The following is a 24,047-nucleotide window of genomic DNA, read 5'->3' as shown; positions in this document are numbered from 1 at the left end:
TTTAGATAGCTCGTTCACTTAAAATACGATTGATGTCCATTTGAAATTGCGCTCGTTCACAATTGTTATGTTGACTTGAGTATATCATATTACACAATAAAAGACTACTGTTATATATCAGGCCCTGCCCTTTTTCCTGCGTACGTGCGTACCGACCATGTACGGACGTACGCAGCGATTAGCCCGAAAAGCGCAATATAGGGAAATACAAAGCAAAAAGGCAGGGCACCACCGCCATGGTGATACCCTGCCTTTACTTGCTCCTGCTTACCGTTCTACATACTCCCTCCGCAGAACTTCCTGTAAACAAAAAACGTACCCGAACCCTTTTTCATAAAGAATCGGGTTCGAGTACGAACTGTATGGTGGAGAATTAGGGACTCGAACCCCAGACCCCCTGCGTGTGATGCAGGTGCTCTAACCAGCTGAGCTAATCCTCCATATTCTGTTTGTGTTCCGTTCGCTCCGAACTGGAACGTGATTATTATAGCACGGCCTTTGCCAAATTGCAAGCCCCAATTTGAAAAAAATCACACTTTTTCTTTTTGTCCTCCCGTTGCTCTCCGGCGCAAAATCGTGTATACTGGAGGCAGAAACACCCCGCCGGGGAAAAGAGGTAACAAAAAATGCTGACACTTCGTGGAATCATCACCCTGATCGTGCTGATCATTGCCTTTGCACTGGCCGTGGTCTGGATCTCCAAGCAGGGCGGCTGGAAGGGCGAAGGCTGCGGCGGCAACTGTGCTTCCTGCCACAGCCGCTGCGAAAACCCCGACCCCAACAAGCACTGACCGATAAAAACACCCCCGGGCCTGCCGCCGCGGCATGGTCCGGGGGATTTTTTGCGCTCACAGGGCACCGCGCTGGGCCGCGTAGACGGCCACCGTGCTCAAAAGGTCCTGGTCGGCCTTTTTGTAGGTCGTGCGGCCGATGTGCAACCGCTCCATCACTTCTTCCTCGGTGTGGTTCTGCACATAGCGCAGCTCAAACAGCTCGGCGCGCACGGGGTCATGCTCCTGATAATACGCCACGCCCTGCTCAATGGCGTCGCGCCAGCTGCGCTCCACCGGGTTGCGTGCCCAGTACCGGGTGCCGTACCGCTGCAGCGCCAGCCTGGTCGCCTTGTTCTGCTCTCGGGTCACTGTGTTCTGCCCTCCTTCTGTTCTCCTGTGCGCGCTGCATCAGCCGTTCAGCGCGGTTCTGTTGGTCAAAAAAGCAGGCGTCCCGCTCGGTCATGCTCAGCCCCAGCATGGTGCTGAGCCGCTCGGCCTCGTCCAGCTTGAACTGCGTTCTGCCCTGCAGCTTCTGGTTCAGGGCCGTCGTGCTGATCTGCATCGCCCGCGCGATGTACTGCAGCTTGTAGCCGCTGTCGCGGATGTACGCCCGGATCATCTCAGTATTTGCCATCGTTCTCTCTCCTTTTTGTATCGCGGTCTCCGTTTGACAATCTTTGGTTGTAGTATAGTCCGAGGTTGATTTTCTGTCAACCTATTTTCTGCAAATCGTCGAAAAAAGTTGATTTTCAAACACTTTTCTGGTATACTATCCGTGAGACATCCTGCCTTGCAGGACAACCATACGTTTTTCAGAGAGGTTTTTGTATGTCTGAGCTATCCACCCGCCTGCGCCTGCGCCGCGAGGAACTGGGCCTTTCGCAGGAGGAGCTTGCCCAGCGCATGGGCTACCGCTCCAAATCCTCCATCACCAAGCTGGAAAAGGGCATCAACGACATTCCGCAGTCCAAAGTGGAGGAGCTGGCCGCCGCGCTCCAGACCACCCCCGCCTACCTGCTGGGGCTGGACACCCCCTGCCCCCCGCCGCCGGGCTTTGAGCCGCTGCCCGCCATGACCCGGGTGCCGCTGGTGGGTTCCATCGCCTGCGGCAGCCCCATCACGGCCGAGCAGAACATCGAGAGCTACATCGGTGTCCCGGCGGCATGGCACGCCGACTTTGCCTTGACCTGCCACGGCGACAGCATGGCTCCCACCATCTGTGACGGCGACATCGTCTGCATCCGCTGCCAGCCGGAGGTGGAGCAGGGCGAGATCGCGGCGGTGCGCATCGGCGACGAAGCCACCCTGAAGCACTTCCATCGTCAGGGCGACGCGGTGATGCTCATCGCCGACAACGCCGCCGTCTGCCCGCCGATGGTCTACACTGGCCCGCAGCTGGAAGATATCCGCATCGAGGGCAAAGCCGTCGGGTTCTGCCGAGGCCTGTAAGAAAAAAGGAGTTCACCATGCCCACTGCACCCGAAGCCATGACCCTGAAGGTCATCGCACACATTCACACCGCCTTCCCCACCAAGTTCGGCATCCCGCGCCAGAGCGGCCTTGTGGACAGCCTGCGGGGCGAGATCATCTTCACGCCAGAATATCGTAACGCCGACGCCGTGCGCGGGCTGGAAGACTTCAGCCACATCTGGCTGGTGTGGCAGTTCTCCGGCGCGGTGCGGGACACCTGGTCCCCCACGGTGCGCCCGCCGCGCCTGGGCGGCAACACCCGCATGGGCGTGTTCGCCACCCGGTCGCCCTTCCGGCCGAACCCGCTGGGCCTTTCCAGCGTGAAGCTGGAGGCCATTGAGCACCGCCCGGACGTGGGCCCGGTGCTCATCGTACGCGGGGCCGACCTGATGGACGGCACCCCCATCTACGACATCAAGCCCTACATCCCCTACGCCGACTGCCACCCGGACGCCGCCGAGGGCTTTACCGGCCAAACTCAGTTCCACCGTTTGCAGGTGGAGTTTCCGCCCCAGCTGCTGGCCCGGGTGCCCGCCGCCGACCGCGACGGCCTGACCGGCGTGCTGGCCAGCGACCCGCGGCCCTCCTACCAGCACGACCCGGAACGCATTTACGGCATGGAGTTCGCCGGGCTGGAGGTACACTTCAAGGTGGACGGCGAGGTGCTCACCGTCACCGGCGTGGACCGCCGCTGAGAGGGCCTGCTTATGGAACTGCGAAACATCAACACCTTTTTGCATATCGCGGAGCTGCACAGCTTTTCCCGCACGGCGCGGCAGCTGGGCTACTCGCAGTCGGCAGTGTCTTCCCAGATCGCACAGCTGGAAGCCGAGCTGGGCGCACCGCTGTTCGACCGGGTGGGCAAGACCGTCCGGCTGACCAGCGCGGGCGAGACCTTTCTGGGCTATGCCCGCACCCTGCTGACCACCGCCGAGCAGGCACAGGCTGCCCTGCAGCCCGCCAAACAGATCAGCGGCAGCCTGCGCATCGCGCTGGCAGACTCGGTGTGCTCCACCTTTCTGCCCGGGCTGCTGAAGCGCTACCACGCACTGTGCCCACAGGTGGAGCTGGTGCTGTGCACCGCCACCGCCGACGGCATGCTGCAGATGCTGGGCACCAACCAGATCGACCTTGCCTACACGCTGGACCAGCCTCTGCTGCAGCCGAACCTCGTCCTCGCCGCCGACGTGCCGGAGCCGGTGTGCTTTATCGCGCCGGTGGACCATCCGCTGGCTGCGCAGGCCGAGGTGACACTGGAAGAACTGACCCGGCAGGAGTTCCTGCTCACCGAGCGCGGCATGAGCTACCGCGACGCACTGGACCAGCGCCTAGCCGCCCGGGGCCTTGCCGTACAGCCCTATCTGGAGCTGGGCAGCGCAGCCCTCTTGTGCCAGATGGTGGAGCAGGGCATGGGGCTTTCGTTTTTGCCGGAATACATCGTACGCCCGGCACTGGCGGCGGGCCGCCTTGCCCGGCTGAACGTGCCGGACTGTGCCGTGGAGATGCACCGCCAGCTGTTCTACCACCGGGACAAATGGCTCACCCCGCAGATGAACGCCTTCATCCAGCTGGTGCGGGAGACTGCTTCCGCTCCGCTTTCTCCGAACACTGAAAGGAGCTTACCATGCACAAGCCAAAGATCATCTTTTTCGACATTGACGGCACCCTCATCGACATGGAAAAAAAGCAGGTAACGCCGCGTATGCTGGACACCCTGCACAAGCTGCAGGCAAACGGCATCCGGCTGGCCATCGCCACCGGTCGCTCACCCATGACCGTTCCGCTGAAGGATTTCCCCGGCGTACAGTTCGACACCCTGCTCACTTTCAATGGCTCCTATTGCTATGACAAAGAACAGGTGCTGTATGCCAGCCCCATCCCCACCGAGGACATTCGCACCATCCGTCAGAATGCCGCCGTATTGGGCCGCCCCATGTGCCTTGCTACCGAAAAGCGTCTGGCTGCCAACGGCGTTGATCAGGACCTTGCCGATTATTTTGCCGTTGCAAAGGATACCGCTCCCATCGCCGAGGACTTCGACGCAGTGGCCGAAGGAACCGTGTATCAGATCATGATCGGCGGCCGGGCTGAGGAATACGACCGCCTGATGCAGGGCGTCAACGGTGCCAAGATCGCCGCCTGGTGGGACCGCGCGCTGGACATCATCCCGACGGCCGGCGGCAAGGGCACCGGCATCGCCCATGTGCTGGAAGCTTACGGCATTGATAAGGCCGATGCCATGGCCTTCGGCGACGGCAACAATGATCTGGAAATGTTCGGCGCGGTGGGCACCGGCGTCGCCATGGGCAATGGCTCCCCCGCCCTGAAAGCTGCCGCCACGGACATTTGCGGCAGCTGTGCCGAGGACGGCATCTATCATTACTGCGTAGAACACGGGCTGATTTGACCCTCTCAGTCATCCCTGTGCAATACGAACTCCCCCTCTCTCAGGGGGAGTTTTCTTGTGTTTTACGGTAAAAAAGGGCTCTCCCTTCGGGAGAGCTGGCGCGCAAGCGCTTGAGAGGGTTCATTCTTTCGCCTAAACGAAAAACCGCCGAAGGTTTCCCTTCGGCGGTTTTTCTTATGATAGGAGGATCAAAAATGATCGTCGCTAAATTTTAGTTCAGGATGGTCTGCTCGGTCTCGATGTCGAACAGGTGCACCTTGTGCGGGTCGAATGCGACGCGCACGGTGTCTCCGTTGCGGGCCTTGGAGGTGGGAGCCACGCGGGCGGTCATCTTGTTGCCCTTGTACTCCAGGTACAGGTAGATCTCAGCGCCCATCATCTCAGAGACATCGACCTGAGCATCCAGCTGGCAGTCGGTGTGCTTTGCCATAAATTCGGGCTCGTCGTCGATATCCTCGGGACGGATGCCCATCTTGATCTTCTTGCCGACGTAAGCGTCCAGCTTGCCGTCTGCGGTCTTCTCCTTGGGCAGGGGGATCACGTCGCCGCCCAGGTCAACACCGTACAGCTCACCCTTCTTGATCAGGGTGCCGTCCAGGAAGTTCATCTGGGGGCTGCCGATGAAGCCTGCAACGAACATGTTGCACGGCATATCGTACAGGTTCTGCGGGGTATCGACCTGCTGGATGATACCATCCTTCATGACGACGATGCGGTCGCCCATGGTCATAGCCTCGGTCTGGTCGTGGGTAACGTAGATGAAGGTGGTAGCCAGCTTCTTGTGCAGCTTGATGATCTCGGTGCGCATGCTGGTACGCAGCTTAGCATCCAGGTTGGACAGGGGCTCGTCCAGCAGGAAGACGGCCGGGTTACGGACCATTGCACGGCCCAGAGCAACACGCTGACGCTGACCACCGGACAGAGCCTTGGGCTTGCGGTCCAGCAGGTGCTCGATCTCCAGGATCTTGGCAGCCTCATGCACGCGCTTGTCGATCTCGTCCTTCGGGGTCTTGCGCAGCTCCAGACCGAATGCGATGTTCTTGTAAACGGTCATGTGGGGGTACAGAGCGTAGCTCTGGAACACCATGGCGATGTCGCGGTCCTTCGGGGGAACGTCGTTGATCAGACGGCCGCCGATGTACATTTCGCCCTTGGAGATCTCCTCCAGGCCGGCGATCATGCGCAGGGTGGTGGACTTGCCGCAGCCGGAGGGGCCGACGAAGATGATGAATTCCTTATCCTGGATCTCCAGGTTGAAGTCGGTGACGGAAGGAGCAGTTGCGCCCGGGTAGATCTTATAGATGTGCTGGCAGCTAATCGAAGCCATAATCGTTTGCCTCCATAAAAATTTTTCAGGGTTGCACGCCCTTGACGGCGTGGTATTTCGTTGGTACTATAATAACAGATAATTTTGTGATATAAAATAGCATTTTATTGATTCGAGGTGTCAGATATTGCTTTTTGACTGGAATGCCGTGGCTGCGCCCGCTTCGGTGCAGGACCTGCAGCTTTCGGCCCCCCGCACCCTTTCCGGCGAAGGGCTGTGGGTGTGCCTTGTCTCCAGCGGCAAATGCACCGCTTCGGTGCCCATGGCTGGGCCGCTACCGGTGGGTGCAGCGCTGCTGCTGCCGCCGCAGTCGGTGCCTGCCGGGCATCTGGTGCTCAGCCGGGCACCGCTGGCCCTCGCGCCGGAGGGCAGCTGCCATCTGTTGTGCATCCAGCTCACCGGGCAGGCGGCGGGCCAGTTTCTGGCCGGGCTGCACCAGCTGCCGTTTCTGGCAAAGGGTTCCTCCTGCCCTGCCGCTGCCGAGCTGATGGGCCGCCTGGCAGAAGAAAAAGAGACCCACAGCCGTGCCCGCAGCCAGCTGGCCTATGCGCTGCTGTGCGAACTGGCGGATGCCGACAGCGCTTCGCCCTCCCTGCCGCCGCTGGTGCAGGCCGCCATCGAGGACATCCGCGCGAACTACGCGGGCCTCTACGGCGTGGAGGAGCTCAGCGAACGGCTGGGCGTTTCCAAAAGCCATCTGGTGCGCACTTTCACCGCCGCCGTGGGCGTGCCGCCGGGCAAGTACCTGACCACCGTGCGCATCGAAGCGGCCCAGCGGCTTTTGCTGCACCGGGAGTATACGCTGGACGTGGTGGCCAGCCTGTGCGGTTTTTCCGGCGCGAACTACCTGTGCCGGGTGTTCAAAAAAGAGACCGGCCAATCCCCCGCGCAGTGGCGGACCATGGCCGGTCACACCGTCCGCAGCGGGCTCTCCCCCGAGGAAGCCCTCCGCGAACAGGAACTTTATATTTAAAGATCACGCTTTCTGCTTTTTGCCGCGGAACAGCAGCACCAGCGTCAGCGCCGCCGTGAGCAGTTCCGACGCCGGGAAGGCCGCCCATACGCCCGGCATTCCGAACACCGCGCTGAGCACCAGCGAGCAGGCCACGATGGCCACCATGCCGCGGCAGATGGAGGTGATGGACGCTTCCACCGGGCGGTTGGTAGCGCTCAGGTAGCCCGCCGCCACGATGTTGAACCCGGCAAAGAAGTAACCGATAAAATACAGCCGCATGCCCATGTGGGCGAACTGCGCCATCTGGGCGGAGTGTTCGCTGTTGAACACACCCACCAGCCCATCGGTGAAGCCGAAGATGATGCCGTACAGCACCGCTGCCAGCACCAGTGCCGTGCAGCTGCCGAGAAGCAGCAGCTTTTTTGCCCCGGCGCAGTCGCTCTTGCCGTAGCACTCGCTCACCAGCGGCTGGGCACCCTGCGCCACACCGTTGAAAATGGCCGTTGCCACAAGGGCAAAGTTTGCCACCACGCCGTAGGCCGCCACGGCCACGTTGCCCGCCAGACCCAGCAGCAGGAAGTTGAACACCGTGGTGGTGACGCCGGAACTCATCTCGCCCACGAAGCCGGAGATGCCCAGCTGGCAGCTCTGGCCCAGCAGCCTTGCCGAGGGCAGCTGCCGCACGAACTGCACGGTGTTCTCCTTTTTAAAGAAGTGACGGCTGCAAATGGCGATACTGATAATAGGCGACACCGCCGTTGCCAGCGCGGCACCGGCCAGCCCCAGACCCATGGGGAACATGAAAATGTAGTCGAACACCACGTTGAACAGACTGCCGCTCAATGTCGCCACCATGGCAAGAGACGGGTCGCCATCGTTGCGCACGAAGGCCGACACAATGTAGTTGCACATGAAAAAGGGCGTGAACATCAGGAAGATGCGGGCATATGGGATGCCCAGCGCCACGATGCCCGCATCGCCGCCCATCAGCCGCAGAAGGCCCCCGGGTGCAAAGATGCCCACCAGCAAAAACGGCACACTGAGCGCACAGGCGCAGAAGATGGCGTTGGAAAAATACTTCTGGCAGCGGCCATCGCCCTGGGCTTTGAGGATGGCGTAGCGGGTGGCTGCACCCAGGCCGATCATGGAGCCGATGGCAAAGATGAAGTTATACACCGGCAGGCAGAGGTTCAGCAGGGTGACGCCGTCGGTGCCCGCCGCCTGCGAGATAAAATAGGTATCGGCCAGAATGTAGCACGAAGTGCCCAGCAGGCCGAAGATGTTCTGCGATACATATTTAAAGAATTGCTTTGTCAGGTTCATCAAAGTTTTCCTTTTTTTCACGATTCGTTGTACACAGTGGGGTATTGTAACACAATGCGTTTGTTAAGTCAACATAAAAAGGCTATAGAGCGTGTAAAATGGCTTTCCGTGCAGAATGATTTCGAGTAGGGCAGGTTATATGCCTTTTGTTGGCGGCAGCGCCGCCGGACGCTCCGCTGGGCCAGAGGACAAGAGGGGCGTTTCGACGCGCCCCTCTCATCCTCTGGACTCCACTTACCCCTGACGAGAAAGGGGCTACTCGCCCCTTTCAGACCCCAAAGCAGAAGGGCTCCATACAAAAAATCCAAGTCGCTTCGCTAGAGGATTTTTTGTGTTCCGCCGTTTGAAGTCGCTGCGCGACGGTCGCAAGACCGACAGCAGCAAATGCCGTTTGTCGTTACAGCCCTTCCCGTGAAAAAGTAAATCAGAAAAGCCCGCAGGCTTTTCTGATTTACAGATATACAAATAATTTTTCCGCTGATATTGTCAGAGCGAAGCGGAGACAATTTTAAATGGTCTATATATTTTAAGAGGTTGCTTTTATGAATATCACCGAGTTTGCCCAATATGCCGGGGTCTCCAAGGCGGCGGTGAGCCGCTACTTCAACGGCGGTTACCTCAGCGCCGAAAAGCGCGCCCAGATCGAAGCGGCGGTGGAGGCCACCGGCTACCGCCCCAGTATGCAGGCCCAGATGCTGCGCACCCGCCGCACCCGGCAGGTGGGCGTCATCCTGCCCAAGCTCTCCAGCGACAGCTGCCCCCGCATGGTGGAAGGCATCGGCAGCGTGCTGGAAGAATCCGGCTATCAGCTGCTGCTCATCAACACCGCCAACGACACCAAAAAAGAACTGCAGGCGCTGGACACCCTGCGCCTGCATACGGTAGACGGCATCATTCTCATTGCAGCACTCTACACCCCGGAGCACAAAACCCTGCTGGAGCATCTGCATGTGCCCATCGTGATCTTAGGCCAGAACTTCCCCGGCTGCTGCTCGGTGTACCACGACGACGCGGGGGCCGCGCAGGCTGCCACGGCCCACATGTTGGCGAAGGGCCGCCGGGCCCCGGGCTACATCGGCGTGACCCTGCTGGACAAGTGTGCGGGCCAGCAGCGGCGGGCGGGTTTCGAAGCCGCCCTGAAAGCCGCCGGGCTGCCCCTGCACCCGGAACGGATGGCTGTGGCAAAGTTCAGCCAGGAATCCGGCTACGAACAGGCTGCAAAGCTTTTGGCGCGGAACCCGCACATTGACTGCCTGTTCTGCGCCACCGACGCCATTGCGCTGGGGGCGATGCAGTACTGCCGGGAGCACGGCATCCGCATCCCGGAAGATGTCATGATTGCATCGGTGGGCGACAGCAAGGTGGGGCGCAATGCCTTTGTGCCGCTGACGAGTGCCCACCTGCACTACAAGACCGCCGGGCGCGATGCCGCCGCCCTTCTGATGGACCTGCTGGCCGACCCGCACGCCGTGCCCCGCAGCCAGATGCTGGGGTTTGAATTGATGGAACGGGAGAGTACCGGGGACTAACGATTTAAAATTGTCTCCGCTTGCGCTCTGACAATATCAGCGGAAAAATTATTTTTTATATTTCGTGTTTGTCGCGGCCTGCGGGCCGCTCCAAACACATTTTCACGGGAGGGGCCGTAACGGCAAACGGCATCTGCTGGCGTTGGCTCCCTGCGGGAGCATCGCGCCAGCTGGAAAAGCACAAATTTTCCCCGCCCGGCAAAGCACTTTTACCCATATGCCATATGAAACCATGTGAAATCAATAACAGAACCAGTCCCAATTTTATGCCCCCTGCGAATGGAAACAATTTGCTGTTCAGCGTATAATAATGTCAGTGAAACCGATTTCAAGCAAATTGCCCACCCACATTCAGGAAAAGGAGAAAGCTATGGATTACAAACACGCGGCACAGCAGGTTCTGGACTGCATCGGCGGCAAAGAGAACATCGTTTCGGCAGCGCATTGCGCCACCCGCCTGCGTCTGGTCATTGCGGACAACAGCAAAGTCAACAAGCAGGAGCTGGAAAACGCCGAAGGCGCAAAGGGCGTCTTTGAGGCGCAGGGCCAGCTGCAGATCATCTTCGGCACCGGCACGGTGAACAAGGTCTACGACGAGTTCATCCAGCTGGCCGGCATCGAGGGCGGCACCAAGGAAGAAGTCAAGCAGGCCGCTGCCGCCAAGGCACCCTGGTATCAGCGTGCCATCAAGACCCTGGGCGACATCTTCGTGCCCATCATCCCGGCCATCGTGGCGTCTGGCTTCCTCATGGGCATCATGGAAGCACTGAACTTCATGGTGAACAACGGCTTCTTGAACATCGACACCACCGGCTCGGTGTATGTCTTTGCAAAGCTGTTCTCCAACACGGCCTACACCTTCCTGCCCATCCTGATCGCTTACTCTGCCGCAAAAGTGTTCGGCGGTAACCCGTATCTGGGCGCAGTCATCGGTATGATCATGATCCACCCCGACCTGCAGAACGCCTGGACCGTCTCGAACGGCGTCAACGTGATGCAGCCGGTGTTCGGCGGCCTGTACTCGGTGCCGCTGGTGGGCTATCAGGGCCACGTCATCCCGGTCATCATCGCCGTGTGGCTCATGTGCCAGATCGAAAAGCGTCTGCACAAGGTCGTGCCCGCCATGTTTGACCTGTTCGTCACCCCGCTGGTCTCCGTGTTCGTCACCGGCTACCTGACCCTCGCCGCCATCGGCCCCGTCTTCACCAAACTGGAAAACAGCATCATCACCGGTGTGCAGGCCCTCATCACCATGCCCTACGGCATCGGCTCCTTCATCATGGGCGGCCTGTATGCCATCACCGTGGTCGCCGGTATCCACCACATGTACACCCTGATCGACCTGGGCCAGCTGGCCCGCTACGGCTACACCTACTGGCTGCCGCTGGCAAGTGCCGCCAACGTTGCCCAGGGCGGTGCCGCTCTGGCCGTCGCCCTCAAGACCAAGGACACCAAGGTCAAGTCCATGGCCCTGCCCTCTGCCCTGTCTGCCTGCATGGGCATCACCGAGCCCGCTATCTTCGGCGTGAACCTGCGCTACTTCAAGCCCTTCCTCGGCGGCCTGCTGGGCGGTGCCTGCGGCGCTCTGTACGCCAGCATCGTGGGTCTGGGTGCCACCGGCACCGGCGTCACCGGCGTCTTCGGCATCTTGCTGCACCTGCATATGCCCCTGCAGTACATCATCATGATGGCGATTTCCTTCGGCGTGTCCTTTGCCGTCACCTGGGTCATCTGGAAGCCTGAGGAGGTCAAGGCATGAATGCACTCCAGCGCGATCTGAAAAAGCTTGTCCCTCTGGTGGAGTCCCTCGGCAAGGCCGATGTGGAAGCCGACCCCTACCGCCAGCAGTTCCATCTGCAGCCGCCGGTGGGCTGGCTGAACGACCCCAACGGCCTGTGCGTCTACGGCGGGCAGTACCACGCCTTTTTCCAGTACGGCCCCTTTGATGTGACCGGCGGCGTCAAGCACTGGGGCCACGCCGTCAGCACTGACCTTATGCACTGGGAACCGCTGCCCGTGATGCTCTACCCGGACGAGCCGTTTGACTGCCACGGCGTCTACTCCGGCTCAGCGCTCATCGAGGGCACCGAGATGTACCTCTACTACACCGGCAACGTGAAGCACCCCGGCGACTACGACTACATCAAGCAGGGCCGTGGGCACAACGTCTGCCTTGCCGTCAGCCACGACGGCAAAACGGTGGCCAGCAAGCAGTGCCTGCTGTACAACAAGGATTACCCCGCCGGGCTCACCTGCCATGTGCGGGACCCGAAAGTGTTCGCCTACGAGGGCAAGTATTACATGGTTCTGGGTGCCCGCACGCTGGAAGATAAGGGCGAGGTGCTGGTGCTGGAAAGCACCGACAAGCTGCACTGGAACCACATCAATACCCTCACCACCCCGGAAACCTTCGGCTATATGTGGGAGTGCCCGGACCTGTTCTGCCTCGACGGCCAGTGGTATCTGGCCGTGTCGCCCCAGGGCATCGCGTGCCAGAACGTCTACGGCTGCGGCTACTTTGCCGTGTACGGCGACTGGCGCGGAGAATGCACGCTGGGCGAGTTCCATGAGATGGACGCAGGCTTTGACTACTACGCCCCGCAAAGTTTTGTGGACGAGAATGGCCGCCGCATCCAGATCGGCTGGATGGGCATGCCCGACGCCGACTACGGCAACGCACCCACGGTGGCCCACGGCTGGCAGCACTGTTTTACCGTGCCGCGCCTGCTGACCAAAGGCCCGGGCGGCACCCTGCTGCAGACCCCGGTGCCGGAGCTGGACGCCCGCCGCAGCGCCGCAGCCCTGACACTGCGGAACGGTGAGGAAGCATCCCTCTCCCCCTGCTTCGACCTGACCGCCGCGCCCGCCGGGGACTTTGCCCTCACCGTTGCACGCGGCGTGGAGCTGGTGTATACTGAACAGGACAGCACCTGTGTTCTGCAGTTCACCGACCCTGCACAGGCAAGCGGCCGCACCCAGCGCCGCACAAAACTTTCTGCTCCCTGCCGCAGCGTGCGGGTGGTGGGCGACCGTTCCTCGCTGGAAATTTTCCTGAACGACGGCGCGGCCGTGTTCAGCACCCGGTACTACCCCGCAGCTGGGGATGTTGCGGTGAAGATCAGCGGCACGGATGCGCTGGTCTACAGTTTATAAAAAGATTTTCGGAGGTTCTCTATGCCCGGCGATACGCTCTTTTCCATCGGCGAAGCACTCATTGATATGATCCCGTCCAAGGTGGGCTGCTCCTTTGACGAGGTGCCGTCCTTCAGCCCGCGCACCGGCGGCGCACCGGCCAATGTGTGCGCCGCGTTCACCCGGCTGGGCGGCAAAAGCGCCTTTCTGAGCCAGCTGGGCGACGACCCCTTCGGCCACAAGATCGCCCGGGAGCTGGAAGCCTGCGGCATCGACCTTTCTCACTTGGCTTTCACCGACAAGGCCAACACGGCCCTGGCCTTCGTCAGCCTGGAGGAAGACGGCAACCGCACCTTCAGCTTCTACCGCAAACCATCGGCAGATCTGCTGTATGCACCGGAGCAGATCGACCCGGCCTGGTTCGCCGACGCCTTTGCCCTGCACTTCTGCAGCGTCTCGCTGGTGGACAGCCCCATGCGCCACGCCCACTTAGCTGCCATCAGCGCCGCACGGGAGGCCGGAGCCATCGTCAGCTTTGACCCAAACCTGCGCTTCCCCCTCTGGCCGGACCGCGAGATGCTGCGCGAGACCGTGCTGCAGTTTATGCCGCTTGCAAACATCCTGAAAATTTCGGACGAAGAACTGGAGTTTCTCACCGGCACGGCGGACATGGAAACGGCCCTGCCGCAGCTGTTTGTGGGCGATGTGCAGCTGGTGCTCTACACCTGCGGCAGCGAAGGTGCCCACGCCTATACCCGCACGGCCCACGGCTTTGCCCCCTGCCAGAAAGTGAAGGCCGTGGACACCACCGGCGCAGGCGACGGCTTCATCGGCTCCTTCCTGTGGCAGCTTTCCCGCGACGGCGTAACGCTGGAAAAGCTGGCGAAGCTGAGCAAAACGAAGCTGAACGAATACCTCGCTTTCTCCAACAAGTTCTGCGGCATCAGCGTGCAGCAGCATGGTGCCATCGACAGCTACCCAACGCTGGACAAACTTCTCTGATGATGCCAAAGACCCCTGCGGCCAGCACCGCAGGGGTCTTTTTATGCCATTTGTGCGCCCAACTCCACCAGCGCCCGCTCGTCTGCCGCCTCGGCGGCATAGGGGTAGGTCTTTGCACGCTGCTCGAATTTCCGGTGGAAAACTTCCGCCTTGGCAGCATCCCTTTCCGCCAGCAGGGCCGCCAGATATTCCGTGCGCTGCACGCTCAGGAAGCTGCGCATCTGTTTGCGGAACGCCTTCATCTCCTTGCTGTTCCAGCGCACAAGCCAGGGCGCGGCGTCCTCGCCGGTGAGCAGTGCACAGGTGAGCCGGTCGCACAGCAGCAGCTTCCGGTGCAGCGACAGGATGGCCGTATCCCCCTGCAGCAGCGCGTCGATGCACTGCGCCGTCTCGGCAAAGCGCTGCTCACTCATCAGACGGTTCGCGTGCAGCACAGCCTGCGAAGCCAGCATGATGTTGTCCAGCCCGCCATCCGGCAGCGCAAACCATTCCTCCGGCATCTCCCGCAGGGGCACCCCCTCAGCCTGCCGGGCATTCATGCTCAGCTGAACCCAGAACGCCCGCAGCGCCGCCGGGTCCTTGCCCAGGTCCCGGGCGTTGGCCCCGTCGTTGGCTACGCCCTGCACCCGCAGCGGGATGCCGTTGGTCAGCGCAGTGCCAAGGCCAACGACACAGAGCATTTCAAACAGCACCTTTGCGTCCCAGACGTTCCGGCACGGCACCACCAGAAGGCCCGCCAGCGCCGCCGCAAGCAGATTCGCCAGCACGCCGCCCAGATTGTAGAGTTTATAGGGCATTTTCCCGTTTGTCAATTCCGGCGGGGCCAGCAGGCATTGCCCGGCTGTGCCCGCCAGCGTGTAGCGGTGGAAGCGCAGACGTCCGTTTTCCCGCTGCACCATCCAGCTGCCGATGCGGAAGGAGACGAACCGGTAGCCCGTCAGCAGGCCACACACCAGGTGCCCGCCCTCGTGCAGGATGGTCTGCAGGTAGAACACCGCCGTCATCATTACGATGAGCCAGGCGACATGCAGCAGGTACTCCCCGAAGGAAACACCCTCCACGATCTCGAACAGATCTTTGCCCGCAAAAATGCCCAGCGCCGCGCCGAACAGCACCATGCACAGCGTGCTGAACACGGTGCCGTGATCCTGCTTTGCCTTCTTCTCCCGCTTCATTTCGTGTTCCTCTTTGTATTATTTTATCTGTTTATTGCAAAATTTTGGTTTTTCCAGTCCTGTTTATCTTCAGTTTAACATTTCTTTCTTCTTTGTACAAGTCTCGTCCTTGTTCTGCACTGCCCGCTGTGCTACCATAAAAGCAGAAAGACAAGACGGGAGGCAAACGCGATGCCCTTTGAATTTACCATTCTGGATGCCCTGCAGGCCCTGCGCTGCCCGGTGCTGGATGCACTGGCCGTGTTCTTCGATGCCGCCGGAGCCCACGGCGAGCTCTGGATTGCCCTCACGGTGCTGGCTCTTGCGTTCCGGCGCACCCGCAAGGCAGGCTTTGCCATGGCGCTGGCACTGTGCCTGTACATGGTCTCCGGGCACTTTATCCTGAAGCCGCTGTTCGCCCGGCCCCGGCCCTGCGATATCCGGCCGGAGATGCTCACCCTCGTGGCCCGGCCGCACGGCTGGTCCTTCCCCTCCGGGCACACGGCGTCGGGCTTTGCGGCGGCATTTGCCCTGTGGTTCCAAAACCGCAGGCTCGGGGTGCCTGCGCTGGTTTTGGCGGCGTTCATCGGCTTCACCCGGCTGTACCTCTACGTCCACTTCCCCACCGACATTCTGGGCGGCATCGCGCTGGGCCTTGCCGCCGGAGCCCTCGGCTCCCCGCTGGCGGACAAAGTCAGCAACAGATTGTCGAACTGCAAAGAAGTAAAACGAACTGTATAACCCTCTCAGTCTCGCATTCGCTCGACAGGTGCTCCCCTTTTTGGCTTCGCCATCTTCCCCCGGCCGGGGGAAGTCGATCCCGAAAGGGGGAGCTTTTTATTTAAACGAAGTTTTTTCGCTTTCATCCCTTCTCGTGAAAAAGCCCCTCGGAAAATCCGCAGATTTTCCGAGGGGCAAACTATCATAAAATTTCCGCTGAAAATAGCCAGAGCGCACGCGGCGGCTATTCTAAATCATTTTCTTCAGACAAAACAAAAGCAGCCAGCACCGTGGAAAGGAGGATAAAGCGGTGCTGGCTGCGGTATGGAAACTCCCGAACTTTGCGGCAGATCAGGAGGGATTTGGTAGTCTGTCCGCCGCCCGGGCGATTGCCTGGCATGGGACGGGGGACAGTGTTTTCATAAGTACCTGCTGGGTCGTGCTGCTGCACCGGCCCCCGCAGGTGAAAGCCCTTGTTGACTTTTGGGAGGTGTCTTTGCATCTCCCTGACTGCACCCTTATGTTACCAGACAATCGTGGCATTTCTTTGTGGAGTTTTTGAACAATTTGCAAATAGATTCTGCTGTGATAAAAAGGGCGGCGGGCCGGGCAGGACGGCAGGGAGTTTCTCCGGCGAATGACCTGGGGGTGGGGCCCCGGCGCGTAAGCGTTGGGGCGGGACTGGAGTCCCGGGCTGTTCGCGGAGAAAGCTCCCTGTTGGCATGCGCCTATTGCTGCTTACTGCGCCCCGAAGAACTCCTTTGCGATATCGGCGCTGCGCTTGGCGTCCTTGGCGTACCAGTCGGCGCCGATCTTCTCGGCGTACTCCGGCGTGAGCACCGCGCCGCCCACCATGATCTTGCAGTCGAGCTTTGCCTCGTGCAGAGCGGCAATGGTCTCCTCCATGCTCTTGAGGGTGGTGGTCATCAGGGCGGAAAGGCCTACCAGATGCACATCCTTTTCGCGCACGGTGTTCACCACCGTCTCCACCGGCACATCGCGGCCCAGGTCGAGCACCTCGAAGCCGTAGTTTTCCAGGATGACCTTGACGATGTTCTTGCCGATGTCGTGCACGTCGCCCTTGACGGTGGCCAGCACGATGCGGCCCTTGCTGGCACTGCCCTCGCCTTTTTTGGCAATGGCGGTCTTGATCTCCTCAAAGGCGCTCTGGGCGGCGCTGGCCGCCTGCAGCAGCTGGGGCAGGAACAGGGTGCCCTTTTCGTACTTCGCGCCCACAATATCCAGCGCCGGGATCAGCGCTTCGTCCACCACGTCCAGCGGCTGCTTTGTTTCCAGCAGGGCGCGGGTCTGGGCAGCGGCGTCACCCTTCAGGCCCTTCTCCACCGCCTTCATCAGCGGGGCATAGGGGCCGGTGAGCTCGGCGCTCTCGCCGGATGAGGATGAGGAAGCCGACGCCGCCGGGGCAGCCTGTGCAGCCTGCTTGAGAGCCACCGACGCAGGCACGCGGCTGGCGTAACGCTCAATGTACCTGGTGCTCTGCTCGTCGCGGTTGGTCAGCACGTTGTAGGCGTACACCGCCGCCATCATCTCCTCGCTGGACGGGTTCATGATGGCAAGGTCGAGTCCTGCGTACATGGCCATGGTGAGGAAGGTGGTGTTCAGATAGGGGCGGCAGGGCAGGCCGAAGCTGATGTTCGACACGCCCAGAATGGTGCGCACGCCCAGCTCCTTTTTGCAGGCTTCCAGTGCCTGCACGGTGGCCAGCACGTCCTTCTGCTGGGCGCTGGCGGTCAGGGTAAGGCAGTCGATGTAGATATCCTCCCGCGGGATGCCGGCGGCGAGGGCTGCTTCGGTGATGCGGCGGGCGATGTCCACGCGGTCCTCGGCGGCAGGCAGGATGCCGCGCTCGTCGATGGCAAGGCCCACGATGGCCGCGCCGTATTTCTTGCACAGGGGCAGGATGGCGTCCAGCTTTTCCTGCTCGCCGTTGGTGGAGTTGACGATGGGCTTGCCGTTGTAGACCCGCAGGCCGTTTTCCAGCGCCTGCACATTGGAGGAATCCAACTGCAACGGCAGGCTGGTGACGCTCTGCAGGGCTTTGACGACTTTCGGCATCATGGCAGGCTCGTCCACACCGGGTGCGCCCACATTCACGTCCAGCACCTGGGCCCCGGCTTCCACCTGGCTGACGGCCTGCTCGAGAATATAGTTCATGTCGCCTTCCCGCAATGCCTGCTGGAAGCGCTTTTTGCCGGTGGGGTTGATGCGCTCACCCACCACCGTGATGCCGTCCACATTAACGAAATCCACCGGGCTGCACAGCACCGAGGGCATCTTGTGGGCCGGACGGCCCGGCACGCAGCCTGCGAACACGCCGTTCAGCAGCTTGATAAAGTCCGGCGTGGTACCGCAGCAGCCGCCCGCCGCGAACAGATGCAGGTCGCGGTAAGGCTTCATCTCCATGGCGAACAGCTGCGGGGTGATGTCGTAGCCGCTGCCGTCGGCGCGGGGCAGACCCGCGTTGGGCTTGACAAAGACCGGGAAGTCGCCGGGCACGGCCTCGGCCAGCCGCTTTGCCATGGGGTAGATCTCCTTGGGGCCCAGTGAGCAGTTGATGCCCACTGCGTTGGCTCCAAGACCCCGGGCTGTGACGCCGAAGCTCTCCACGGTGCAGCCGGTAAAGGTGCGGCCGCCCGCTTCAAAGCTCATGCTGGCCAGAATGGGCAGAGTACTGTTTTCCTTCGCGGCCAGCAGGGCGGCTTTCAGCTCGTAGAGATCGGTGAAGGTCTCGAAGAAAATGAGGTCGGCCCCGGCGGCAACGCCTGCCCGGACGATGCGGGCATATTCGTTCACGGCGTCCTCGAAGGCCAGCGTTCCGCTGGGTTCCAGTAGTTCGCCCAGCGGGCCAACGTCCAGCGTGGTCAGGGCACCATAGGGCGCGCAGGCACGCTTGCAGTTGGCAATACCCGCCGCAATGATCTCCTCCAGACTGTAGGCACTGCCCGCCAGCTTGTGGGCCGACGCGCCGAAGGTGTTGGCGTTGACGATGCGGCTGCCGGCAGCGGCGTATTTTGCGTGGATGCTCTCAATGAGCTCCGGGTTCGTGATATTCAGTTCTTCCGGCTTGGCACCCAGCTTCAGGCCCGAAGCCTGCAGCATGGTGCCCATGCCGCCATCCAGCAGGATGGTGTTGCTCTGCTTGAAAAGTTCACTCGCTTGCACAGGTCTTTCCCCTCTTTCTGTATTCACAACGGGTACGCAGCACACAGTGGCCGCACCCGGCCAGTTTTCCCTTTACCGGGTGGTCGCTGACGCCCAGAATGGCCGTCACGCTCTTGCGCGGGGTCATCAGGTTGGTGTCGGTGACACACAGGCCCGCCCGGCGCACCGTGTCCAGCGCGTTTGCCACCAGCGGCTGCACCGCAATGTCCCAGTCGCCGTAGCCCGGCGAAAAGCGCCCGGTGAGATACTTTCCCTCTTTGGCGGCCCACTGGCGCAGCTCGGCTTCGGCAGCTTCGGCGGCCTGTTCGGCCAGTGCACTGCCCAGTGCGTCGGACGCAACACCCGCCGCGATATCGCCCACCCCGGCGCAGCGGATCTGGGCGTCCACGGCCGGGCCTAAGGTCACCGCCAGCAAAAGCGCCTGCGGGCAGCCTTCCAGATGCTTCATCACATCGCCGCCGCGCAGGATGCCCGCCTCGGCCAGCGCGTCCACATCGGCTTCCAGCCAGACGGCCCGGGGCGTCGCCGCCGCCAGCAGCGGCACGGCGCATTTTTCGAGCAGTGCCATCGTGCTTTCGTCCGGCGTACCCCGCGCACCGAAGTAGCGTGCGGCCTGCGCCGTATCAATGGCCGCCGGCTTTTCCAGCACCAGCGGCTGCGGTGCTCCGATCATTCGCCGCACCTCCCTGCTTTTTTGAAATAAAGTGGTCTTAAGTATACCGCACCTGTGGGATTTTATCAATCCCGCAGCCCTACAGATAAAAGAAAAAGCTGCTCTGAAAAACAGAGCAGCTAAAAAATAGAACGGCATCGTAACGCCGTTCGTACAAAAGCCCTTCGGCTTTTTCATGTTACTATCATTATAGTAATCTTTCAGTCTTTTGTCAATTCCCAAAAAAGCCTTCAACCATTTTTATCGCAGTATCATACGTTGTTTGGATCAATTCATTTTCACGAAAAAGATTCTTTTTCTCCTGCATCCTGCCAAAAAAGAATGTTTTCAATTCTTCCGTCCGATGCTGCCGCACCTTTCCGCAGACCGTGAGGTCATAAACATACAGCAATGCTGCAAATTCCGCCATAGGCCTGCTGGAAAGCTTTGCTTTCCGCGTATGGTTGCTGATGGTGCGGAAGCTCTGGACCTGAATATCGATTTCCTTTGGGATTCGGACATTTCCGCGGTTGAGATCGGCCAGAATGCAGTTATTGTGCGCCGCTGCATTTCGGATGCTTTTGACCATGTTCAGAATATTTCTAGGAATTTTTGATTTTCCTGAAGCGTAAAAGTCATAGAAGTACAGAAAATCTCCAAATGTCAGAAGTTCCAGCAAAACCCACGCCGGGCAATCACTGCAGTCAATGATCCTGATCTCATAGCGTCCCTTTGTTTCATTGAATATCTTTTGTGTCGAAAAATATTTATGTATCAGATCTGTTGTGAACGGCGACGCAACTGTGCTCTCGATTTTTCGGACAATAACCGGATTCTGCTGCAAAAATTGTTTCACGATATCATAACCATCTGTGGTTTCATCTTTTTCAATTTCTGCAATGAGCTTTACTTTCAGCGCATGCTCAATATCCGAGCACATGCGCTGCACCAGAAATCGAAAGTGCATATCCAGAACCGCCAACTCCTGAAGGCATGCAAAATCCAGATGCACATACTTGCCTGTATCCGGGCCGCGTAACGCCTTCTGATAATTTTTGCGGTAAGATCCCACCCGCATGTAATTATTTACATCCGTCAAGTAATCTTCGGCCTCTCGTTCCGTCGTATACCGGAACGTCACACCAAGTTCATCTCTCATTTTGCAGACGAGCGCAGCCGCAGATTCTTTGGGTTTGTCTATCCGGTTGCTCATTTTCGCATTCCTTCTTATTTGATGCAGCTGGAACAGGGCGTATACCCTGCTTCCACGGCTTCGTCATAGCTGGAGAACAAGATCTGATTCTTCTCTGCCGGCAGGTTCGAACAGCTGGGCAGGTGGAACTTTTTGCTGTTCACATTGCCGATGTACGCCTGCTGGGCCGTGCTGGACGCCGCCGGGTCGGTGGGGTTCAGCTGGGCGTCCTCTGCAAAGTGCTCAGTGCCCACGGTGTAGTTCTGGCCGTCCGAACCAATGGTGATGGTGCCCTGCAGGTCGGTGCGGTAGACGTCCACGCCCGCATCCCGCAGGATGCTCAAGGTCTCCTCGTGGGGGTGGCCGTACTTGTTGTTCACGCCGCAGGAGATGACCGCCATCTCGGGCAGGACAGAGTTCAGGAACAGATAGCCCGTGCTGGTGCTGGAACCGTGGTGGCCCACCTGCAGCACATCGGCCCGGAGGTTGACACCGCTGTTCACAAGGTCGGTCTCAGCGGTCTTTTCCATGTCGCCGGTGAGCAGGAAGCTGGTGGAGCCGTACTCGATGCGCAGCACGATGGAGGTATCGTTGGTGTCGCTGTACTGCGCCACCGGGCCCACCATGGTCACGGTCGCCCCGCCCAGCGGCCAGGTGGTGCCCACGGCGGGCACTTCCACCTGCAGGCCCTGCTGCTGGGTGTACTTGACAAAATCTTTGAAGCACTTGGTGGATGCCTCGGTCACCGGGCTGTACACGTGGTACGCCGGGAAGTAGGCCAGCGCGGCGGCCAGACCTCCCACGTGGTCTTCGTGGGCGTGGGAGCAGAAGACGTATTCCAGCTGCTCCACACCCTGGCTCTGCAGGTAGGAGACGACGAGACTGCCGTCGTCCACATTGCCGCCGTCGTAGAGCATGTACTGCCCGTCGCACTCCACCAGCACGCTCAGCGCCTGGCCCACGTCAATGAAGTGCATCTCAAAGGGGGCTTCCACGGTGTCCACTGCCGCAGCGGCAGAAGACGGGTTCGGCACCACATCCGCACTGCCGCCCGGCGTTATGGCTGAGGCATCACAGGCTGCAAGGCCCAGTGCCAGCGTGGCCGCAACGGCCAGCGCGGCAAGGCGCTGCCACAAACCCTTTTTATGCTGGTTTACTTTTTCTTCTTTCCAGTTTTCCACGTCGTATTCTCTTTCTGTTGATTGTTTTTCGGTTTATGCGCGGGTGCCGAGTGGGGCGCAAACCGTGCACCGGGGCTGGGCTGACGGCCCGCCGGGGCGGCAGAGCGGCTCTGGCCGTGGGCGGGCTTGCCGTTATGGCCCTTCTGCGGGCGGACGGTGTAAGTGCCGTCATTGTGGATGGTCACGTCAGCGGCTTCGGCCCGGCGGGCAGAGCGCTGCACGGCGCGGCGGCCCTCAGCGGGCACCAGCAGCGGGATGAGGTCCTCGCGGTGGGTCAGCTTGAGAGCCTTGACCACTTTTTCGGCGTTGCGGGGCTCATAGTACTGCAGCAGCGCACGCTGCAGGGCCTTGCCCTCGGGGGTCTTTTCCACGAACACGGGCTTGAGGGTGTAGGGGTCAAGGCCGGTATAGAACATGCAGGTGCTCACGGTGCCGGGGGTAGGATAGAAATCCTGCACCTGCTCCGGGCGCATATGATTTTTATAGAGGTACTCGGCCAGATAGACGGCGTCCTTCAGGGTGCTGCCCGGATGGCTGGACATCAGGTAGGGCACCAGGTACTGCTTTTTGCCCGCCTTCTTGCTGAGCTCGTAGAACTTATCCTTGAATTTATTAAAGGTCTCGATGGGCGGCTTGCCCATGTAGGCCAGCGTGTTGGGCGCGCAGTGCTCCGGGGCCACCTTCAGCTGGCCGGAGACGTGGTACTCCACCAGTTCTTTAAAGAAAGTATCGTCCGGGTCAGCCATAAGGTAATCGAAACGGATGCCGCTGCGGATGAACACCTTTTTCACTCCCGGCAGCTCCCGCACACGGCGCAAAATTTTGAGGTAGTCGCTGTGATCCACGATCATGTGGGAGCAGGTGGTGGGGGCAAGGCAGTGCTTGCCGCCATTGCACATGCCGCGCAGCATTTGCTCGCGGCAGGACGGGAACCGGAAGTTTGCGGTAGGGCCGCCGATATCGTGGATGTAGCCCTTGAAATCCGGCTCGTGGGTCATGCGCTCGGCTTCTTCCACGATGCTGTCCGCACTGCGGCTTGTGACGCGCCGCCCCTGATGCAGCTGGATGGCGCAGAAGTTGCAGCCGCCGAAGCAACCGCGGTTCTGGATGATGGAGAACTGCACCTCGCGGATGGCGGGCACACCACCCATGGCCTCGTAGATGGGGTGATAACGGCGGGTGTAGGGCAGGGCATAGACCTTATCCAACTCCCAGCGCACCAGCGGCTTTGCCGGGATGTTCTGCACAAGGTACTTCTCGCTCTGCTTCTGCACGATGATCTGACCGCTGACCACGTCCTGATTGTCCATTTGGATGCGGCAGGCCTTGGCATAGGCCACCTTGTCGCTGGCCACCTTTTTGTAGCCTGCGCACTCCACATAGCGTTCCGGCAGGTGATCGAAGTCGGTCAGGTAGCAGGTGCCGTTCACATCGGTGATGTGCTCCACCGGCTCACCTGCGGCAAGGCGGCGGGCGATCTCGACTGTTTGATGTTCACCCATGCCGAAGCTGATGATATCCGCTCCGGAGCTCTCCGCAATGCTGGGCAGCACGGTGTCCATCCAGTAGTCGTAGTGGGCAAAGCGGCGAAGGCTTGCTTCCAGACCGCCCAGAATGACGGGCAGGTCAGGGTAGGCTTCCTTGGCAAGCTTCGTGTACACGGTGGCGCTGCGGTCCGGGCGGGCACCGCCCTTGCCGCCGGGGGAGTATTCGTCTTCGGCACGCGGAATTTTGGCCACCGAGTAGTGGCTGACCATGCTGTCCACGTTGCCGCCGCCGATGAAAAAGCCGTACTTCGGCTTGCCAAACCGCTTGAAGTCCTCGCAGTCGGTGTAGCGGGGCTGGGCCAGCACGCCGATCTTGTAGCCTTCCGCTTCCAGCAGACGGCTGATGATGGCGGTGCCAAAGCTGGGGTGGTCCACATAGGCGTCACCGCCCACCACCACGAAGTCCAGCTGGTCCCACCCGCGGGCTTCCATATCGGCCCGGTTGATGGGTAAAAATTCGGTGTAGATCTTTGGGGAAGAAGTGTCCATAATGCTCCTTT

General features: G+C 60.4%; 21 protein-coding genes and 1 tRNA gene. 11 read left to right on the top strand and 11 right to left on the bottom strand.

What is annotated here, in order from left to right; genetic code table 11:
• Positions 1–363: 363 nt before the first annotated feature.
• Positions 364–440, bottom strand: a tRNA-Val gene (locus CGS49_RS06135).
• Positions 441–626: 186 nt separating this feature from the next.
• On the opposite strand from CGS49_RS06135, the gene CGS49_RS06130 reads away from it, so the two are divergent.
• Positions 627–791: a FeoB-associated Cys-rich membrane protein gene (locus tag CGS49_RS06130; RefSeq protein ID WP_097800993.1), complete on the top strand. Its 165-nt coding sequence runs from the start codon at positions 627–629 to the stop codon at positions 789–791.
• A gap of 57 nt (positions 792–848) precedes the next feature.
• Here the strand turns inward: CGS49_RS06130 and CGS49_RS06125 are convergent, their stop codons facing one another.
• Entirely contained in the window at positions 849–1,067 is a 219-nt protein-coding gene (locus CGS49_RS06125) for a hypothetical protein (RefSeq protein WP_097800992.1), read from the bottom strand.
• On the bottom strand, positions 1,039–1,407 hold the full coding sequence (locus CGS49_RS14445) for a helix-turn-helix domain-containing protein (RefSeq protein WP_242975393.1): 369 nt from the start codon (positions 1,405–1,407) through the stop codon (positions 1,039–1,041). The genes CGS49_RS06125 and CGS49_RS14445 overlap by 29 nt, the downstream gene beginning before the upstream one ends.
• 194 nt (positions 1,408–1,601) lie before the next feature.
• On the opposite strand from CGS49_RS14445, the gene CGS49_RS06115 reads away from it, so the two are divergent.
• The 4 genes from CGS49_RS06115 to CGS49_RS06100 are packed head-to-tail and all read left to right on the top strand — an operon-like array spanning position 1,602 to position 4,650.
• Positions 1,602–2,222: a LexA family protein gene (locus CGS49_RS06115; RefSeq protein WP_097800991.1), complete on the top strand. Its 621-nt coding sequence runs from the start codon at positions 1,602–1,604 to the stop codon at positions 2,220–2,222.
• A gap of 17 nt (positions 2,223–2,239) precedes the next feature.
• The gene (gene tsaA / locus CGS49_RS06110) at positions 2,240–2,938 is read left to right on the top strand and encodes a tRNA (N6-threonylcarbamoyladenosine(37)-N6)-methyltransferase TrmO (RefSeq protein ID WP_097800990.1); all 699 of its coding nucleotides are present in this window, start codon (positions 2,240–2,242) and stop codon (positions 2,936–2,938) included.
• Positions 2,939–2,950: 12 nt separating this feature from the next.
• Positions 2,951–3,937 (top strand): LysR family transcriptional regulator, encoded by a 987-nt coding sequence (locus CGS49_RS06105; protein WP_242975392.1) that lies wholly within the window; start codon positions 2,951–2,953, stop codon positions 3,935–3,937.
• Complete coding sequence (locus CGS49_RS06100; protein WP_097800989.1) at positions 3,868–4,650, top strand: Cof-type HAD-IIB family hydrolase; 783 nt, start codon at positions 3,868–3,870, stop codon at positions 4,648–4,650. Before CGS49_RS06105 ends, CGS49_RS06100 begins: the two co-directional genes overlap by 70 nt.
• Before the next feature lie 211 nt (positions 4,651–4,861).
• Here the strand turns inward: CGS49_RS06100 and CGS49_RS06095 are convergent, their stop codons facing one another.
• Complete coding sequence (locus CGS49_RS06095; protein ID WP_097800988.1) at positions 4,862–5,977, bottom strand: ABC transporter ATP-binding protein; 1,116 nt, start codon at positions 5,975–5,977, stop codon at positions 4,862–4,864.
• A gap of 127 nt (positions 5,978–6,104) precedes the next feature.
• On the opposite strand from CGS49_RS06095, the gene CGS49_RS06090 reads away from it, so the two are divergent.
• Positions 6,105–6,950 (top strand): helix-turn-helix domain-containing protein, encoded by an 846-nt coding sequence (locus tag CGS49_RS06090; protein WP_097800987.1) that lies wholly within the window; start codon positions 6,105–6,107, stop codon positions 6,948–6,950.
• Between the two features lie 3 nt (positions 6,951–6,953).
• On the opposite strand, the gene CGS49_RS06085 is transcribed toward CGS49_RS06090, so the two are convergent.
• The gene (locus tag CGS49_RS06085; protein WP_097800986.1) at positions 6,954–8,255 is read right to left on the bottom strand and encodes an MATE family efflux transporter; all 1,302 of its coding nucleotides are present in this window, start codon (positions 8,253–8,255) and stop codon (positions 6,954–6,956) included.
• Between the two features lie 542 nt (positions 8,256–8,797).
• Between CGS49_RS06085 and CGS49_RS06080 the strand changes: the two genes are divergently transcribed.
• The 4 genes from CGS49_RS06080 to CGS49_RS06065 all read left to right on the top strand — a co-directional run bounded on the left by CGS49_RS06080 (position 8,798) and on the right by CGS49_RS06065 (position 13,918).
• Positions 8,798–9,784, top strand: coding sequence for a LacI family DNA-binding transcriptional regulator (locus CGS49_RS06080; protein ID WP_097800985.1), 987 nt, complete (start codon positions 8,798–8,800; stop codon positions 9,782–9,784).
• Positions 9,785–10,154: 370 nt separating this feature from the next.
• Positions 10,155–11,543 carry a PTS transporter subunit EIIC gene (locus CGS49_RS06075; protein ID WP_097800984.1) on the top strand — a complete coding sequence of 463 codons (1,389 nt, stop codon included), beginning with the start codon at positions 10,155–10,157 and terminating at the stop codon, positions 11,541–11,543.
• Positions 11,540–12,937, top strand: coding sequence for a glycoside hydrolase family 32 protein (locus CGS49_RS06070; RefSeq protein ID WP_097800983.1), 1,398 nt, complete (start codon positions 11,540–11,542; stop codon positions 12,935–12,937). The genes CGS49_RS06075 and CGS49_RS06070 overlap by 4 nt, the downstream gene beginning before the upstream one ends.
• A gap of 21 nt (positions 12,938–12,958) precedes the next feature.
• Positions 12,959–13,918 carry a carbohydrate kinase family protein gene (locus CGS49_RS06065; RefSeq protein WP_097800982.1) on the top strand — a complete coding sequence of 320 codons (960 nt, stop codon included), beginning with the start codon at positions 12,959–12,961 and terminating at the stop codon, positions 13,916–13,918.
• A gap of 41 nt (positions 13,919–13,959) precedes the next feature.
• On the opposite strand, the gene CGS49_RS06060 is transcribed toward CGS49_RS06065, so the two are convergent.
• The gene (locus CGS49_RS06060) at positions 13,960–15,093 is read right to left on the bottom strand and encodes a hypothetical protein (protein ID WP_097800981.1); all 1,134 of its coding nucleotides are present in this window, start codon (positions 15,091–15,093) and stop codon (positions 13,960–13,962) included.
• A 171-nt stretch (positions 15,094–15,264) separates the two neighbouring features.
• Between CGS49_RS06060 and CGS49_RS06055 the strand changes: the two genes are divergently transcribed.
• Positions 15,265–15,813, top strand: a complete 549-nt coding sequence (locus CGS49_RS06055) for a phosphatase PAP2 family protein (RefSeq protein WP_097800980.1) — start codon at positions 15,265–15,267, stop codon at positions 15,811–15,813.
• 717 nt (positions 15,814–16,530) lie between these two features.
• Here CGS49_RS06055 and CGS49_RS06045 read toward each other — a convergent pair.
• The 5 genes from CGS49_RS06045 to CGS49_RS06025 form a co-directional block, all read right to left on the bottom strand.
• The gene (locus CGS49_RS06045; protein WP_097800978.1) at positions 16,531–18,975 is read right to left on the bottom strand and encodes a homocysteine S-methyltransferase family protein; all 2,445 of its coding nucleotides are present in this window, start codon (positions 18,973–18,975) and stop codon (positions 16,531–16,533) included.
• Complete coding sequence (locus CGS49_RS06040) at positions 18,962–19,648, bottom strand: methionine synthase (protein WP_097800977.1); 687 nt, start codon at positions 19,646–19,648, stop codon at positions 18,962–18,964. The genes CGS49_RS06045 and CGS49_RS06040 overlap by 14 nt, the downstream gene beginning before the upstream one ends.
• Before the next feature lie 211 nt (positions 19,649–19,859).
• Positions 19,860–20,840 carry an Abi family protein gene (locus CGS49_RS06035; RefSeq protein WP_097800976.1) on the bottom strand — a complete coding sequence of 327 codons (981 nt, stop codon included), beginning with the start codon at positions 20,838–20,840 and terminating at the stop codon, positions 19,860–19,862.
• A gap of 14 nt (positions 20,841–20,854) precedes the next feature.
• Positions 20,855–22,000: a ComEC/Rec2 family competence protein gene (locus CGS49_RS06030; protein WP_097800975.1), complete on the bottom strand. Its 1,146-nt coding sequence runs from the start codon at positions 21,998–22,000 to the stop codon at positions 20,855–20,857.
• Positions 21,973–24,036 carry a YgiQ family radical SAM protein gene (locus tag CGS49_RS06025; protein ID WP_097800974.1) on the bottom strand — a complete coding sequence of 688 codons (2,064 nt, stop codon included), beginning with the start codon at positions 24,034–24,036 and terminating at the stop codon, positions 21,973–21,975. Before CGS49_RS06025 ends, CGS49_RS06030 begins: the two co-directional genes overlap by 28 nt.
• Positions 24,037–24,047 lie beyond the last annotated feature (11 nt).

The sequence above is a fragment of the Faecalibacterium langellae genome, from assembly GCF_002549775.1.
GTDB lineage: Bacteria > Bacillota > Clostridia > Oscillospirales > Ruminococcaceae > Faecalibacterium > Faecalibacterium langellae.
This window is presented reverse-complemented; position numbering and strand designations above follow the sequence as displayed.

Bases quoted from the DNA above. Each gene is read 5' to 3' on its own strand.
- CGS49_RS06130 (WP_097800993.1), top strand. From the start codon at position 627: ATGCTGACACTTCGTGGAATCATCACCCTGATCGTGCTGATCATTGCC.
- CGS49_RS14445 (WP_242975393.1), bottom strand. From the start codon at position 1,407: ATGGCAAATACTGAGATGATCCGGGCGTACATCCGCGACAGCGGCTAC.
- CGS49_RS06115 (WP_097800991.1), top strand. From the start codon at position 1,602: ATGTCTGAGCTATCCACCCGCCTGCGCCTGCGCCGCGAGGAACTGGGC.
- tsaA (WP_097800990.1), top strand. From the start codon at position 2,240: ATGCCCACTGCACCCGAAGCCATGACCCTGAAGGTCATCGCACACATT.
- CGS49_RS06105 (WP_242975392.1), top strand. From the start codon at position 2,951: ATGGAACTGCGAAACATCAACACCTTTTTGCATATCGCGGAGCTGCAC.
- CGS49_RS06100 (WP_097800989.1), top strand. From the start codon at position 3,868: ATGCACAAGCCAAAGATCATCTTTTTCGACATTGACGGCACCCTCATC.
- CGS49_RS06095 (WP_097800988.1), bottom strand. From the start codon at position 5,977: ATGGCTTCGATTAGCTGCCAGCACATCTATAAGATCTACCCGGGCGCA.
- CGS49_RS06085 (WP_097800986.1), bottom strand. From the start codon at position 8,255: ATGAACCTGACAAAGCAATTCTTTAAATATGTATCGCAGAACATCTTC.
- CGS49_RS06080 (WP_097800985.1), top strand. From the start codon at position 8,798: ATGAATATCACCGAGTTTGCCCAATATGCCGGGGTCTCCAAGGCGGCG.
- CGS49_RS06075 (WP_097800984.1), top strand. From the start codon at position 10,155: ATGGATTACAAACACGCGGCACAGCAGGTTCTGGACTGCATCGGCGGC.
- CGS49_RS06070 (WP_097800983.1), top strand. From the start codon at position 11,540: ATGAATGCACTCCAGCGCGATCTGAAAAAGCTTGTCCCTCTGGTGGAG.
- CGS49_RS06065 (WP_097800982.1), top strand. From the start codon at position 12,959: ATGCCCGGCGATACGCTCTTTTCCATCGGCGAAGCACTCATTGATATG.
- CGS49_RS06060 (WP_097800981.1), bottom strand. From the start codon at position 15,093: ATGAAGCGGGAGAAGAAGGCAAAGCAGGATCACGGCACCGTGTTCAGC.
- CGS49_RS06055 (WP_097800980.1), top strand. From the start codon at position 15,265: ATGCCCTTTGAATTTACCATTCTGGATGCCCTGCAGGCCCTGCGCTGC.
- CGS49_RS06040 (WP_097800977.1), bottom strand. From the start codon at position 19,648: ATGATCGGAGCACCGCAGCCGCTGGTGCTGGAAAAGCCGGCGGCCATT.
- CGS49_RS06035 (WP_097800976.1), bottom strand. From the start codon at position 20,840: ATGAGCAACCGGATAGACAAACCCAAAGAATCTGCGGCTGCGCTCGTC.
- CGS49_RS06025 (WP_097800974.1), bottom strand. From the start codon at position 24,036: ATGGACACTTCTTCCCCAAAGATCTACACCGAATTTTTACCCATCAAC.